A 14,769-nucleotide genomic window follows, 5' to 3' on the forward strand; every position below is an offset into this window, starting at 1 on the left:
CCGCTCAGCCGCTACACCCGCTTGCCGTTGTTCTTCTCCGCCGCGCGGCGCAGCGCTTCGGCGAGCGCGCCGCCGCCCGAAGATTCCTGCTTGCGCGGCGCGGACGACGTCATGCGGCTTGCGTTGCGCTGATTGTTGTCGCGCTGCATGCCGGGGGCGTCCTTCTTAGGCCCGACCTCGTCGTCGAGGCGTAGCGTCAGCGAGATGCGCTTGCGGGCCACCTCGAAGTCCAGCACCTTCACCTTGACGATGTCGCCGGGCTTCACCACCTCGCGCGGGTCCTTGATGTAGGTCTTCGACATCGCCGAGATGTGCACGAGGCCATCCTGGTGCACGCCGATGTCGACGAAGGCGCCGAAGGCGGCGACGTTTGTCACGGTGCCCTCGAGGATCATGCCCTTCTTGAGATCCTTGATCTCCTCGACGCCTTCCTTGAACACCGCCGCCTTGAACGCAGGGCGCGGGTCGCGACCGGGCTTTTCCAACTCGCGAAGGATGTCGGTGACGGTCGGCAGACCGAAGGTCTCGTCGACGAAATCCTTCGGCTTCAGCGTGCGCACGACGTCGCTGTTGCCGATCAGCGCCTTGATGTCGCTCCTGGTCGCTTCGAGAATCCGGCGCACCACGGGATAGGCTTCTGGATGCACGCCGGAGGCATCAAGCGGATCCTCGCCGCCGAGGATGCGCAAGAAGCCCGCGCACTGCTCGAACGCCTTCGGCCCGAGCCGCGGCACGTCCTTGAGCGCCTTGCGCGACTTGAACGGACCATTGGCGTCGCGATGCGCCACGATGCTCTGGGCGAGGCCGGAGCCGACGCCCGAGACGCGCGCCAGCAGCGGCGCGGAGGCGGTGTTGACGTCGACGCCGACCGCGTTCACGCAATCCTCGACCACGGCATCGAGCGATTTGGCGAGCTTGGCCTGGCCGAGGTCGTGCTGATACTGGCCGACGCCGATCGCCTTCGGCTCGATCTTGACCAGCTCGGCGAGCGGGTCCTGCAGGCGCCGCGCGATCGACACCGCGCCGCGCAGGGTGACGTCGAGGCCGGGCAGCTCCTCCGAGGCGAAGGCCGAGGCCGAATAGACGGACGCGCCGGCTTCCGACACCACGATCTTGTTCATCTTCAGCTCAGGCAGACCCTTGACCAGCTCGGTGGCGAGCTTGTCGGTCTCACGCGAGGCGGTGCCGTTGCCGATCGCGATCAGCTCGACGCGGTGCTTGATTGCGAGCCGGCCGAGCGTCGCCAGCGACTCGTTCCATTGCCGCTGCGGCTCGTGCGGATAGATCGCGGTGGTGTCGACCACCTTGCCGGTGGCATCGACGACGGCGATCTTCACGCCGGTGCGGTAGCCGGGATCGAGCCCCATGGTGACGCGGGTGCCGGCGGGCGCGGCCAGCAGGAGGTCGCGCAGGTTCGAGGCGAACACGCGCACGGCCTCGGTCTCGGCCGAATTCCACAGCCGCATGCGCAGATCGATATTGAGATGCACCTGGATCTTGGTGCGCCAGGCCCAGCGCACGGTATCGATCAGCCAGCGGTCGCCGGGACGCTTGAGATCGGCAATGCCGAACCGCTTCATGATCTTCAATTCATAGGCGCTCGGCACGCCCGGCGGCGGCGCCTCGGCCTCGGGCTGAATTTGCAGGTCGAGAATTTCTTCTTTCTCGCCGCGGAACATCGCGAGGATGCGGTGCGAGGGCAGTTTTGTCAGCGGCTCGGAGAAATCGAAATAGTCGGCGAACTTCTCGCCCTCGGTCTTCTTGCCGTCGCGCACCTTGGAGGCCATGCGCGCATTGGTCCACATCTCCTCGCGCAGGGCGCCGATCAGATCGGCGTCCTCGTCGAAGCGCTCGACCAGGATGGCGCGGGCGCCGTCGAGCGCGGCAGCGGCGTCAGCGACGCCCTTCTCGGCGTTGATGAAGCCTTCGGCGACCACCTTCGGATCATTGCCGGGCTCAGCCATAAGCTGATTGGCGAGCGGCTCGAGGCCGGCTTCCTTGGCGATCTCCGCCTTGGTGCGGCGCTTCGGCTTGAACGGCAGATAGATGTCCTCCAGGCGGGCCTTGCTGTCAGCGGCCATGATGGTGGCTTCCAGCGCGGCGTCGAGCTTGCCCTGCTCGCGAACCGATTCGAGGATGGCCTTGCGGCGGTCCTCGAGCTCGCGCAGGTAAACCAGGCGCTCCTCCAGAGTGCGCAATTGCGCGTCGTCGAGCGCACCGGTCGCTTCCTTGCGGTAGCGGGCGATGAAGGGAACCGTGGCGCCGCCGTCGAGCAGCGTCACCGCCGCCTCGACCTGCTCGGCGCGAACCCCAAGCTCCTGCGCAATTTTCTGGTTGATGTTGGCCACGCGAGATTCCCTCTAATCCAAGCACGCGGGCGCAGGGGCGAACCACCGGCCGCGGGACGCCGCTTATGGACCAACCAAGGTTGATTCATCAAGGTGCGGTGCGCAACCGTCGACAGAGGATTTTTTGCCCGACCGATGCGATCTCGCCACATTCGTGGGGGCGCGGCGACTTGACATCGGCCCCGCGTTCCGCGCCTGCTTGTTCCCGCCGGGCCAATGAACTCTCCGCACGAGGACCAATCATGCGTACCACATCGGTCGGCGTCTTCAGGATCGCCACCACGGGACCCGGCGACGTCTCCGGCCTGATGGACTTGATCGTTTCAGGCGCGATCGATACCACCTCGATCCTCGCCGTTCTCGGCAAGACCGAGGGTAACGGCGGCGTCAACGATTTTACCCGGGAATACGCGGTGGCCGCGCTATGTACGGCGCTGGCACCCAAGCTTGGCCTGTCGGCGGAGGCAGTCGAGCAGCGTATCGCCTTCGTGATGTCCGGCGGCACCGAGGGCGTGCTGAGCCCGCACATCACGGTGTTCACGCGCAGCGAGGCCGAGCGCCCGGCAGGCCTCTCCGGCAAACGCCTCGGCATCGGCATGGCGCACACGCGGGACTTGCTGCCCGAGGAGCTCGGCCGCTCCGCGCAGATCACCGAGACGGCCAAGGCCGTGCAAACCGCGATGGCGGATGCCGGCATCAACGATCCCGCGGACGTCCATTTCGTGCAGATCAAGTGCCCGCTGCTGACCAGCGAGCGCGTTGCCGCGGCAAACGCGCGAGGCAACAAGACGGCGACGACAAACGCTTACGGCTCGATGGCCTATTCGCGCGGTGCGTCCGCGTTGGGCGTTGCGGTCGCGCTCGGCGAGATCAGTTCCAACGTCGGCGACGAGGACGTGCTGCGGCGCTATGATCTGTTCTCCAAGGTGGCCTCGACCTCGTCGGGGATCGAGCTGATGCATAACGTCGTCATCGTGCTCGGCAACTCGGCATCTTCAGCGAGTGAGTTCGAGATCGGCCATGCCGTGATGGAGGATGCGATCGACGCCGCGGCGGTGGTATCGGCGTTGAACAGCGTCGGGCTCGGCGCGGCGCCGCAAACCACCGCCGGCCGCGCGCTCATCAACATCTTCGCCAAGGCGGAGGCCTCGCCGGACGGCACCGTGCGCGGCTTCCGCCACACCATGCTTGAAGACACCGACATCAGCGCGACACGCCACGCCCGCGCAGCGGTCGGCGGCCTGATCGCGGGCCTTGCCGGCACCGGTGCAATCTACGTGTCCGGCGGCGCCGAGCATCAGGGGCCGGCCGGCGGCGGCCCGGTTGCAGCGATCGCACGACTGTCGGATTGATAGCCGGCAGCCCGACCTCTCCGCCGGGCGCAACCCTGCCCCTCGTGGCGCCTCGGTTGATTCACGCGGGCCGTTGCGAAAAAGGTGACGCCGCGGCCTTAAGGGGATTTGACTTCATGACTTTGCCGATGAGCTGGAATGAATGGGCACAGCACGATGGCGTCGCGCTGGCGGGGCGCGTTCGCAAGGGCGAGCTGACGGCGAAGGAGCTGGCGCGCCAGGCCGCCGCGGGCGTTGCCAAGGTCAATCCAGCGCTGTCCGGCGTGGTCGAGCTGTTCGAGGACGTGATCGCCGATCCCGCCAAGGACGGCGCCAATCTCGCAGGTCCGTTCGCCGGCCTGCCCTTCCTGATGAAGGACCTCGGACCGACCATGAAGGGCCGGCTGCAGGAGATGGGATCGCTGCTGATGCGCGGCAATCGCGCGAGCGCCGATACGTTCCTCACCGGCAAATTCCGTCAGGCGGGGCTCAACCTGATCGGTCGCACCACGACGCCAGAATTCGGCGTGTGCTCGTCGGCCGACAATCCTGCCGTCTACGTCACGCGCAATCCCTGGAATACGGACTACACCACCTGCGGCTCATCGGCAGGCAGCGCGGCGATGGTGGCCGCGGGCGTGGTGCCGATCGCGCATGCGACCGACGGCGGCGGCTCGATCCGCATTCCCGCCGGCGTCAACGGCAATATCGGCCTGAAGGTCTCGCGCGGCGTGTTCTCGCTCGCGCCGCACATGTCGGACCTGACCGGCCTCGTCTCGATCCAGGGCTGCCAGTCGCGCTCGGTGCGCGACACTGCCGCCTTCGTCGATCATGCGCGCGGGCCTGCGCCCGGCGAGTTCATGCCGTTCTGGACCACGGCGCAGCCTTATTGCGAGATGATCAAGCGCGATCCCGGCAAGCTTCGCATCGCGCTGTCGCACACATGGGGCAATTACACCGCGACGCCCGAGCTCGCTGCCGAGCTGGAGAAGGCCGGACGCTTCCTCGAAGGCCTCGGCCATCACGTCGACTATGCGCTGCCGGAGATCGACCTCCCGGCCGCCTTCGAGGCGCAGACCACCTGCTACATCTCGAACTTCGCGGTGGTGATCTCCAACATGCTCGCTGCGCGCGGACTGGAAAAGCCGCCGGAGGATCTGATCGAGCCGATGAACATCCGCATCTGGGAAGCCGGGCGCCACACCAGCTTTGCCGAGCGGGCGAAGATGCAGGCCGTGTTCAACACGACCTCGCGCGGCTTCGGCAGCTTCTTCGAGCAATGGGACGTGATCCTGACGCCGATCACGGCGCTGCCGACGCCGAAGGTCGGCACCAGGGAATATCTCACCATCTCGGACAATCCTGATGTGCGCGACTGGTTCGACAATCTGTGGCGCTTCTTCGCCTTCACGCCGCTCGCCAATCTCTGCGGCATGCCGGCGATTTCGATGCCGATGGCAAGCCAGGACCACGGCCTGCCGCTCGGCATCCAGGCGATCGCCAAGCAGGCCAATGACGGCCTATTGCTGCAGCTCGCCGCCCAGATCGAGCGCGCGCTCGACGGCAAGTGGAACGGCGGCAAGAAACCGAAGGTGCATGTAGGCTACTAGAGCGTGATGAGATCAGTTCGATCGCTACGGCGGAGGTGCACTCCCTCTCCCGCTTGCGGGAGAGGGCTGGGGAGAGGGTGTTTCCGCGATGGGACAATCCAGCCCTCACCCGCGCCTTCGGCGCGACCTCTCCCGCAAGCGGGAGAGGTTGCAGCGAGCCCGTGGCATGGATCTCGCTTTAGCAAGTGTGCGATCGCATCGATACGCGATCGCAACAGCCTCAGTTCTTGACCGCCGGTATCTCCTCCGCCACCGGCTGCTTCTGACCCTGCTGATACATCGCGAGCGCCTTTTCGAGGGCTTCGCGCAGTGCCAGTGCTGCGGCGACACTGCAACGCAGATGCGCGGTCTGGACCACGTCGACCCTGACGGCAGCGCCGACCGGCATCAACAGGTTTGCGGCAAGCTCGATCTGGATCGCGCCGTTGTGGTGACCGAAGCAGGATGCGCCGTCGAAATAGATGATCGGCGCCCGCTCGGCGCTGGAGGTGGAAATGGTGACGGGCCCCTGGGCGGTCGAGGGCGTTTCGGGGTCGGCCATGGGCGCTCCTTGCAGTTCATCGACGAACGAAGCGCCCACCATCGACGCTTCGGCGCGCCCTGTCGAGACCAAACCGTCCCATGCGGGGCTCATTCGGGATTTTGCGCGAGGCCCGACACTGGTCTAGAAGGTCCCCATGAGCACCACGCCGACCACGCTTGCCTTCGAGGAACTCGCCGAGGCCATCAAGGGCCGCCGCTCCGATTACGGCCATATCAGCGGGCTCCAGCTCGACCGGTTCGCACCTGGCGAGGCTTGGTCCAGCCTGCCCTATCGACCGGTCTTCGTCGGCGACACCGCGACCGGCGTGCTGCATGGCGGCGTCGTCACCGCGATGCTGGACGAGAGCTGCGGCATGGCGGTGCAACTTGCGCTCGACGGCACCCGCGCGATCGCGACCCTGGATCTGCGCATCGACTACCAGAAGCCGGCAACGCCCGGCCTCGACATCAAAGCGCATTCGGTCTGCTACCGCACCACGCGCTCGATCGCCTTCGTGCGCTCCACCGCCTATCAGGAGTCCGAGGACGATCCGGTCGCGACCGCGACCGCCTGCTTCATGATCGGCGCCAACCGCACCAACATGCTCGCCGACCGCCGGATGGATGCGCGCAGCATCCCGACGCTGGAGGCGCCGGAGGATCCGGACGGGCCCTTTGCGCGCAGCCCGTTCGCGCGCGCGCTCGGCATCCGCGTCAACGATGACGGCACGCTGACGATGCCGTTCTCGCCGCAGATCATCGGCAATCCGATCCTGCCGGCGATCCATGGCGGCATGACGGGCGCCTTCCTCGAGACCACCGCCATCATCGGCGTGGCGCGGGAGCTCGGCGCTAGCGCACCGCCCAAGCCGATCGGCCTCACCGTCAACTACTTGCGCTCCGGACGCGCGCTCGACACGTTTGCCGACGTCTCGATCGTGAAGCAGGGCCGACGTATCGTCGCCTTCGAGGCGCGGGCCTGGCAGGACGATGCGACAAGGCCGATCGCCACCGCTTTCGGTCACTTCATGCTGCGTCCGACGCCTGGAAGTGACGAGGAATAAGCCCATTTTGACTTGACGGCCGCAATCCCGGCCCCAACGATTGCGCGCCTTTCGCCAGAGGAATTGGATTGCGGAAACCGCTCGACATCGTTGCCATGTTCGCCGCACTCTGGCTGCTGGCCTCGATGGTGCTCGACGCGCTGACGCCGAAGGAGCTGACCGCGATCATGATCGGCATCGCGATCGGCCCGGCCATGGTCATCACCGCCGTGTTCTATTACCTGCGCTGCCCGCGAACCGATTTTGCGGTGATGTTCGCAGCGCTGTGGCTGATCTCCGATATCGCCATCGCCTTCATCTCGCCGAAGCAGCTGCCGCATTTCCTGATCGCGCTCGGCTTTCTGCCGGCGCTGCTAATCGGCGTCGTGCTGCACTGGCAGACTTTCACCTCTCCTCGGCGGGGAGAGGTGAACCACCGCGCCGGCTGATATCACCGCGGCAAGAGATTCGTCTTCGCGAGGTCCAGCACCTCGTCGCCACGTCCGTTCATCACCGCGCGCAGCACCCAGAGGCTGAAGCCCTTGATCTGCTCGGCCGTGATGGTCGGCGGCATCGACAGCTCCTGCTTGGCGGTGACGACGTCGAGCAGCGCCGGCCCATTATGCGCCAGCATCTCCTTCATGGCGCCCGGAAGCTCGCCGGGATCCTCGACGCGCTTGGCGAAGATGCCCATCGCGCGCGCCATCGCGGCGAAATCCGGGTTCTCCAGGTCGACATTGGTGTCGACGAAGCCCGCCGCCTTCATCTCCAGCGCGACGAAGCCGAGCACGCCGTTGTTGAAGACGACCACCTTCACCGGCAGCTTCTCTTGCGTCAGCGTGATCAGGTCGCCCATCAGCATGGTGAAGCCGCCGTCGCCAGAGAGCGAGATGACCTGGCGCCCGGGCTGTGCAGCCTGCGCGCCGATCGCTTGCGGCATGGCATTGGCCATCGAGCCGTGAACGAAGGACCCGATCAGCCGGCGGCGGCCGTTCATGTCGAGATAGCGCGCCGCCCACACCGTCGGCGTGCCGACATCGGCGGTGAAGACGGCATCGTCGGAGGCATGGTCGCTGATGACCTTGGCGAGATATTGCGGGTGAATGGGCTTGCTGCCCGGCGTGCCCTTGGCAAGCGAATCGAGGCCCTCGCGGGCTCTCTTGTAGTGCGCGACGGCGTCGTCGAGATGCTTGCGCTGCGTCTTCGTCTTGAGCAGCGGCAGCAGCGCCTCGATGGTGAGCTTGACGTCGCCGACGAGGCCGAGATCAATCCTGCACCGCCGTCCCAGATTCTCCGGGCGGATATCGATCTGCGCGATCTTCGCATCATCAGGGAAGAACTGCTTGTAGGGAAAGTCGGTGCCGAGCATCACCAGCGCGTCGCAGGCGTGCATCGCGGCATAGCCTGAGGAGAAGCCGATGAAGCCGGTCATGCCGACGTCATAGGGATTGTCGTATTCGACATGCTCCTTGCCGCCGAGCGCGTGCACGATCGGGCTCTTCAGCGCTTCGGCAAGCTGCATCAAGGGCGCGTGTGCGCCGGCGCAGCCGCGGCCGCAGAACAGCGTGATGCGCTCGGCGCCGTTGAGAAGATCGGCGAGCGCCTTCAGCTCGTCCGGCTGCGGCACGACCTTCGGCGGAGCCAGCGCAAGGCCGCGCGTCGTCGACAGCGCGCGCTTCGGAGGACTGCGGAAGGCGACATCGCCGGGCATGGCGACGACGGCGACGCCGCGCAAGCCCACCGCCGCGCGAATCGCATTCTCCAGCACGTAAGGCAGCTGGCTCGGGTCCGACACCAGCTCGCAATAATGGCTGCATTCGCGGAACAGGTTTTGCGGATGCGTCTCCTGGAAATAGCCGCCGCCGATCTCAGCGGTCGGGATCTGCGCCGCGATCGCCAGCACGGGAACGCGGCTGCGATGCGCGTCGAACAGGCCGTTGATCAGATGCAGATTGCCGGGGCCGCAGGAGCCCGCGCAGACCGCGAGGCTCCCGGTCATCTCGGCTTCGCCGGCCGCAGCGAAGGCCGCGACCTCCTCGTGGCGGACATGAATCCATTCGAGCGTGCCGCGGCGGCGCAGCGCCTCAGTGAGCGCGTTCAGGCTGTCGCCGACGATGCCGTAGATGCGCTTGACGCCGGCCTGTTCGAGCGTTGCCACGAACAGATCGGCTACGTTGTTGATCGCCATGTCGGTCTCCTGATTCAGCCAGTCGCATAACACGATACGCGCATGTCGGCATCGCGCCACCCTATGGCAGAATAGACCATGTCAGGATCACGGCTAGTTTATTGTCGGCTCACTCTTTCTGAATTGCCCGATCGTAAGCGGCAATCGTCACCTCTGCGCGAACCGCGACATCTGCTGCACTCATGCCGGGCTTGTAGAGGCTGGAGCCGAGCCCGAAGGCGGTCACCCCGCCCTTAATGTACTCGGCAAAATTCTGGTCGGAGACGCCGCCAACGGCGGCGATCATCACGCCTGCCGGCAGCACGGCACGGATCGCGGCGATGCCGGCAGCGCCGAGCACGCTCGCCGGAAAGAATTTCAGGCTCGACGCGCCCGCGCGCGCCGCCAGCAGCGCCTCGGTCGGCGAGAACACGCCGGGCATGGTCACCATGCGATGCTGATGCGCGCGCGCCAGCACTTCGGTGTCGACATTGGGCGAGACCATCAGCCTGCCGCCGACATCGTTGAGACGATCGACGTCTGCCGTCGTCAGCACCGTGCCGGCGCCGATCAACACGTCTGATGGCGCGAGCTTCACGGCAAGCGCGATCGAGCGGAACGGATCGGGTGAATTCAGGGGGATCTCGATCGCGGTCATGCCGGCCTCGACCAAGACGCCGACGATCGCTTCGGTCTCCTCAGGCTTGATGCCGCGCAGGATCGCGACCAGCGGCCGCTGCATCGGCGGAAAGGAAACGCTCATCTCTCGCAGTCCTTCTACTTCGTCCAGATCGCGGCTGCCGCCATCGACAGGCCGCGGCGGACGGCTTCATCCGCATCGACCGGCTTTGCGGTCACCGAGAGCGCCTCGAATGCCAGCCGATACAGCACCGCAAGCCGCCCCGCGGCAATCAGCTGGACGCCCGCTTGCGGCACGGTGCCGGAGAGCCCTGCCGCGAGCTCCACACCGATCAACGTGCCCGACAGCGTCTCACGTGCCGCTGCCGGCGTGCCGCCGAACAAGAGCTGTCGCGACCGTGCAGTGAACAGCAGGTTGGCGGCGAAGGCCGGAGCGTCGAATGCGGCCTTTACGGCTGCCTTGAAGCTCGCGAAATCTTCGGCGTCATCAGCGCCGGCGACCGCGAGCGACAGGATCGTCTCGCGCGAGACGGCGCTGAACAGCTCGCCGGTCATGAAGGTGGAGAAGCGCTCGACCGTGCCGTCTTTCACCCGCACCCATTTCGAATGCGTGCCGGGCATGCAGACCAGCGCCTCGCCCGCGGCATCGAGGCCGAGCGCGCCGAGCAATTGCGTCTCCTCGCCGCGCATGACGTCCGGCGCCTTGGCATCGCGCTGGGCGATGCCCGGCAGGATGCGAATGTCGCGCGTCTCGCCCGGCACGCGCACGGCCTGTTTCAGGACGGCTGAGAGCTTTGCCGGCGTGTTGACGTAGCCGGCCTCGACCCAGCCGGTCTTGGCACCGGCCATGCCGCAGACCAGAACCGGCAGATGCGCGGGCGCTTCGACCGCGGCCAGATGCGCTTGCAGCACGGCAGGAAAACCGGTCCTAGCCGCCGCCAGCATGCCCTCACCGCTGCGGCGCTCGGCCAGCACCTGACCGGCGGGATCGACTAGCCAGAGCCGGAAGCTGCTGGTGCCCCAATCCACCGCGACATAGGCGGGTTCGGTCATGTCAGGTCTCGTCCTCGTCTCATGGCCAAGACGCCGTCTCGCGACACATGAGACGATGTCCAGCAGGCTCCCGTCGAGATATCGGTTATTGCGCGGGCAAACCAGCCCTTTCTCTTAATTTTGAGGCTCCGCCGCGCTGGCACACCGCTTGCTCAAGGTTCATCACTCGACAAGGTTCATCACTCAACTCCGTCAACGCGCGACAAGACGCGTCAACATCAGATGAGGAAACCCATGGAGATCGGCTATTTCACGATGCCTTCGCATCCGCCGGAGTGCGGCCTCAAGGAAGGCAACGACTGGGACCTGCAGGTCATGCGCTGGCTCGACGAGCTCGGCTATCAGGAGGCCTGGGTCGGCGAGCACCACACCGCGCCCTGGGAACCCAATCCCACGCCGGACCTCCTGATCGCGCAGGCCTTGATGCAGACCAAGCGCCTGCGCATCGGGCCGGGCGGCTTCCTGCTGCCCTATCATCACCCGGCCGAGCTCGCCAACCGCGTCGCCATGCTCGACCATCTCTCCGAAGGCCGGCTCAATTTCGGCGTGGCGGCGAGCGGGCTGCCGAGCGACTGGGCGATGTTCAACGTCGACGGCATGAGCGGGCAGAACCGCGACATGACGCGCGAGGCGCTGGAGATCATCCTGAAGCTGTGGACCGAGCCGGCGCCCTTCACCCACAAGGGGAAGTACTGGACGGTGACCAAGCCGGACACGATGTTCGACTTCCTCAAGCCCCATATCAAGCCGCTGCAGGCGCCGCATCCGCCGATCGGCGTTGCGGGCCTTTCCAAGAACTCGGACACGCTCAAGCTCGCCGGCGAGCGCGGCTTCATCCCGATGAGCCTCAACCTCAACCCGGCCTATGTCTCGAGCCATTGGGACTCGGTCGAGATCGGGGCCGCCAAGACCGGCCGCAAGCCGAACCGCCAGGACTGGCGCCTAGTGCGCGAGGTATTCGTCGCCGACACCGACGAAGAGGCCTGGAAACTCTCGACCGGCGACATGATGGGCCGAATGATGAGCGAGTACTTCCTGCCGTTGCTCGGGCATTTCGGCTTCAAGGACTATCTGAAGCACGCGCCCGATGTGCCAGACAGCGACGTCACGGTCGAATATTGCGCGAAGCGGAACTGGATCGTCGGCTCGCCCGCGACCGTCGCCGAGAAGATCGAGAAGATCTACGACGAGGTCGGCGGCTTCGGCGTGCTGCTCGTGTTCGGCTTCGACTACAAGCATAAGGCCGAGGCCTGGCACCACTCGCTCTCGCTGCTGAAGAACGAGGTGATGCCGCGCCTTGGGCATCTCGGCTCCGCGAAGAAGGCGGCTTGACGCAAGCATGATCCGGAAAAGTGCATAGCGGTTTTCCGAAGAGATCATACTAGACTCTTGGCGCCGGGTGCGGCGCGATCGTGCCGCACCCGCTTCTATTGTCGGAGATTTCCGCGTGACGGTGGACGGCAATTCTTTCGACGCCAATCATTTCAAACAGGCGATGCGACAATGCGCCGGCGCCGTGGCGCTGGTGACGGTGGGCGCCGAGCACGGCAGGCGCACGGGGCTGACGGTGACCTCGGCCTGCTCGTTGTCGGACAAGCCGCCCTCGCTGATCGTCTGCGTCAACCGCAACGCCAGCGCCCATGCCCGCATCCGGGAGGAAGGTGCTTTCGCCATCAACTTCTTGCATGAGGATCACGCGCTGCTCGCCCTCACCTTCAGCGGCCAGAAGGGCGTCGACGGCGACGATCGCTTCGCCTTCGGGCAATGGACGCGTGGCGTGACCGGCGCACCGGTGCTGGCGGACGCGGTGGCCGCGTTCGACTGCGTGCTGGCGCAGGAGTTCGAGACAACGACGCATTCGATCTTCGTCGGCGAGGTCCGCAGCGCCTCGCATTCCGCTGCCGTCACGCCGCTGGTGTACTTGCGCAGCAATTTCCACACGCCACGAGAACTCCGCGAGAACGTGACGATCGGCGATCTCGACGCACGGCATCTGAGCTGGACGGATTTTTCGTAGGACGAGTGCTCGCTTTCTTCTCCCCTTGTGGGAGAAGGTGGCGCGAAGCGCAGGATGAGGGGTATCTCTCTGCAAACTCACCAGAGTCATCCGCGGAGAGAGACCCCTCACCCGTCTCGCCGCGGCGCGGCGAGCCACCCTCTCCCACAAGGGGAGAGGGGAAGAAAGAGCTACTGCGTCGTCTCGATCTTCAGCTGCTTGATCTTGCGATAGAGCGTCGCGCGGCTGAGCTTCAGTGTACGTGCGGCTTCCGTCACGCGGCCATCATGCTTACGTAGCGCCGCGACAATCGTCGCACGCTCGGCTGCTTCGAGATCAGGTTCCGTCCGTCCGCCAAACGGCGGCAGATCGAGATCGGCATCGGTGATGACGCCATCTTCTGCCGTGCAGCCGGCGAGCCGCAGCACGTGGCGGAGCTGGCGCATGTTGCCGGGAAACGGGTAGGCCGCGAGCTGCGACCATGCCTCCTCCGAGAGCCGGCAGCTCGGCGCCTCCTCGCGCGCGATCTGGCGGATGATGTCGTCGCGGTCGGCGCGCTCGCGCAAGGCGGGCAGGCGCACTTCGATGCCGCGCAGGCGAAAATAGAGGTCGGCGCGGAAGGCCCCCGCTTCCGCCATGCGGCCGAGATCGCGATGCGTGGCGCTGATCAGGCGAATATCGACGGTGACGGGCTTTAGCGCGCCGAGCGGCCAGACCTCGCGGTTTTCCAGAACGCGCAACAGGCGCGTCTGCAAGCCGATCGGCATGTCGCCGATCTCGTCGAGGAACAGCGTGCCGCCGTCGGCCTGCACGATCAGGCCCTTCGAGCCCTCGCGCCGCGCGCCGGTGAAGGCGCCCGCCTCGTAGCCGAACAGCTCGGCGTCGATCAGGCTTTCCGGCATCGCCGCGCAATTGAGCGCGACATAATTGTTGCGCGCGCGGTTGCTCGCACCGTGAATGGCCCGCGCGAACACGTCCTTGCCGACGCCGGTCTCGCCATGCAGCAGCACCGGCAGATTGTGGTCGCCGATGCTCCGCAGCCGTTTGACGCTTCGGATCAGGCCGGGGTCGCGGCCGGCGAGCCGGTGCAACGCATCAAACCGATCGACTTGCGCATCGCGACGCGGCGCATGCGATCTCGCACGCAGGGGCGGAGCAACATGCCCCTGCCCCAACGGACGGCCGTCGCCATGGCGCAGCTCGACGATCTCGCCGCTGCCACGCGCAGCGTGATGGTCGAACTTGAGGTAGCGCGACAGGTCGATGCCGGAGGCGATCATGCCGTCGGTGAGGCCGAGCAGCGCACGCGCCGAGCGGCAGGCGCCGACGATGCGGCGGTCGTCATCATAGGCGACGAGGCCGCTGCCGCCGTCACCGGGCACGGTGGCGATCCAGGCATTGCGGAAATGCCCGCGGAAGATCGCACCCTCCATCCGCCGCGTCGCCTCCATCGTCACCGCAAGTGCAAGCTGATGCGCGGCGCGCTCCAGATCCTCACGGCAGGAGGTGATGTTGACGGCACCGGCGAGCCGGCCGGCCGGATCGAACAGCGGCGCCACCGCGCAGGAGAACATGTGCCATTGCGCCCGAAAATGCTCGTCGCGATGCACCAGGATCGGCTTCTGCTCGGCCAGCGCGGTGCCGAGCCCATTGGTGCCCTCGCAAGCCTCGGCGAAGTTCGAGCCGGTGTAGATCTTCCAATCCAGAAACATCCTTGCATCGGCTTCGCCCGGCAGACGGCTGAACAGCATGGTCGCGTTGACATCGGCGAGATTGACGCAGTAGCCGGCGTCGCGCAGCACACGGGCGAGATCGTCGAGCTCGGGCGTAACGAGCCGGATCGTCTCCTCCATCGGCTCGGCGACATGGCGGATTTCGGCTTCGGTGAGCGTCTGGGGTGGGCCCTGGCGGGCGGGATCGAGCTTGTGGTTCACGAGGCAGCGCCGCCAGGAACTCGCAATCCGCGAGGAGGCATCGACGTCGGCCACATGATTGGCGACGGACAAGACACGGGCGACATGGTTCGAGGCCGAGAGGCTGGCCATCGCGGACGTCTCCAC

At 66.1% G+C, this 14,769-nt stretch carries 12 protein-coding genes; 6 read left to right on the forward strand and 6 right to left on the reverse strand.

Annotation, left to right across the window (positions count from 1 at the left end; genetic code table 11):
• Positions 1 to 11: 11 nt before the first annotated feature.
• On the reverse strand, positions 12 to 2,348 hold the full coding sequence (locus I6F20_RS14585; protein ID WP_225126713.1) for a Tex family protein: 2,337 nt from the start codon (positions 2,346 to 2,348) through the stop codon (positions 12 to 14).
• 242 nt (positions 2,349 to 2,590) lie between these two features.
• Here I6F20_RS14585 and atzD point away from each other — a divergent pair, with 242 nt between their 5' ends.
• Both atzD and I6F20_RS14595 read left to right on the forward strand, forming a co-directional pair.
• The gene (gene atzD, locus I6F20_RS14590; RefSeq protein WP_225126714.1) at positions 2,591 to 3,700 is read left to right on the forward strand and encodes a cyanuric acid amidohydrolase; all 1,110 of its coding nucleotides are present in this window, start codon (positions 2,591 to 2,593) and stop codon (positions 3,698 to 3,700) included.
• A gap of 116 nt (positions 3,701 to 3,816) precedes the next feature.
• Complete coding sequence (locus I6F20_RS14595) at positions 3,817 to 5,289, forward strand: amidase (protein WP_225126715.1); 1,473 nt, start codon at positions 3,817 to 3,819, stop codon at positions 5,287 to 5,289.
• Positions 5,290 to 5,509: 220 nt separating this feature from the next.
• Here I6F20_RS14595 and I6F20_RS14600 read toward each other — a convergent pair whose 3' ends face one another.
• Complete coding sequence (locus I6F20_RS14600; protein ID WP_036009675.1) at positions 5,510 to 5,830, reverse strand: hypothetical protein; 321 nt, start codon at positions 5,828 to 5,830, stop codon at positions 5,510 to 5,512.
• A 136-nt stretch (positions 5,831 to 5,966) separates the two neighbouring features.
• Between I6F20_RS14600 and I6F20_RS14605 the strand changes: the two genes are divergently transcribed.
• Entirely contained in the window at positions 5,967 to 6,875 is a 909-nt protein-coding gene (locus tag I6F20_RS14605) for a PaaI family thioesterase (protein WP_225126717.1), read from the forward strand.
• A gap of 68 nt (positions 6,876 to 6,943) precedes the next feature.
• The gene (locus I6F20_RS14610; RefSeq protein WP_225126718.1) at positions 6,944 to 7,303 is read left to right on the forward strand and encodes a hypothetical protein; all 360 of its coding nucleotides are present in this window, start codon (positions 6,944 to 6,946) and stop codon (positions 7,301 to 7,303) included.
• Between the two features lie 2 nt (positions 7,304 to 7,305).
• On the opposite strand, the gene poxB is transcribed toward I6F20_RS14610, so the two are convergent.
• The 3 genes from poxB to I6F20_RS14625 form a co-directional block, all read right to left on the reverse strand.
• A complete protein-coding gene (gene poxB, locus I6F20_RS14615) occupies positions 7,306 to 9,042 on the reverse strand; it encodes a ubiquinone-dependent pyruvate dehydrogenase (RefSeq protein WP_225126719.1) in 1,737 nt (578 codons plus the stop codon).
• 109 nt (positions 9,043 to 9,151) lie between these two features.
• Positions 9,152 to 9,784 (reverse strand): 2-dehydro-3-deoxy-6-phosphogalactonate aldolase, encoded by a 633-nt coding sequence (locus I6F20_RS14620; RefSeq protein WP_225126720.1) that lies wholly within the window; start codon positions 9,782 to 9,784, stop codon positions 9,152 to 9,154.
• A 14-nt stretch (positions 9,785 to 9,798) separates the two neighbouring features.
• Positions 9,799 to 10,713 carry a 2-dehydro-3-deoxygalactonokinase gene (locus tag I6F20_RS14625; protein ID WP_225126721.1) on the reverse strand — a complete coding sequence of 305 codons (915 nt, stop codon included), beginning with the start codon at positions 10,711 to 10,713 and terminating at the stop codon, positions 9,799 to 9,801.
• Positions 10,714 to 10,947: 234 nt separating this feature from the next.
• Between I6F20_RS14625 and I6F20_RS14630 the strand changes: the two genes are divergently transcribed.
• Positions 10,948 to 12,045 (forward strand): LLM class flavin-dependent oxidoreductase, encoded by a 1,098-nt coding sequence (locus I6F20_RS14630; RefSeq protein ID WP_036009650.1) that lies wholly within the window; start codon positions 10,948 to 10,950, stop codon positions 12,043 to 12,045.
• A 115-nt stretch (positions 12,046 to 12,160) separates the two neighbouring features.
• Positions 12,161 to 12,730, forward strand: a complete 570-nt coding sequence (locus tag I6F20_RS14635; protein ID WP_193760499.1) for a flavin reductase family protein — start codon at positions 12,161 to 12,163, stop codon at positions 12,728 to 12,730.
• Between the two features lie 170 nt (positions 12,731 to 12,900).
• Here the strand turns inward: I6F20_RS14635 and I6F20_RS14640 are convergent, their stop codons facing one another.
• Positions 12,901 to 14,754 carry a sigma-54-dependent Fis family transcriptional regulator gene (locus tag I6F20_RS14640; RefSeq protein WP_225126722.1) on the reverse strand — a complete coding sequence of 618 codons (1,854 nt, stop codon included), beginning with the start codon at positions 14,752 to 14,754 and terminating at the stop codon, positions 12,901 to 12,903.
• Positions 14,755 to 14,769 lie beyond the last annotated feature (15 nt).

It is taken from the genome of Bradyrhizobium sp. IC3123, from assembly GCF_020193625.1.
Classification (GTDB): Bacteria; Pseudomonadota; Alphaproteobacteria; order Rhizobiales; family Xanthobacteraceae; genus Bradyrhizobium; species Bradyrhizobium yuanmingense.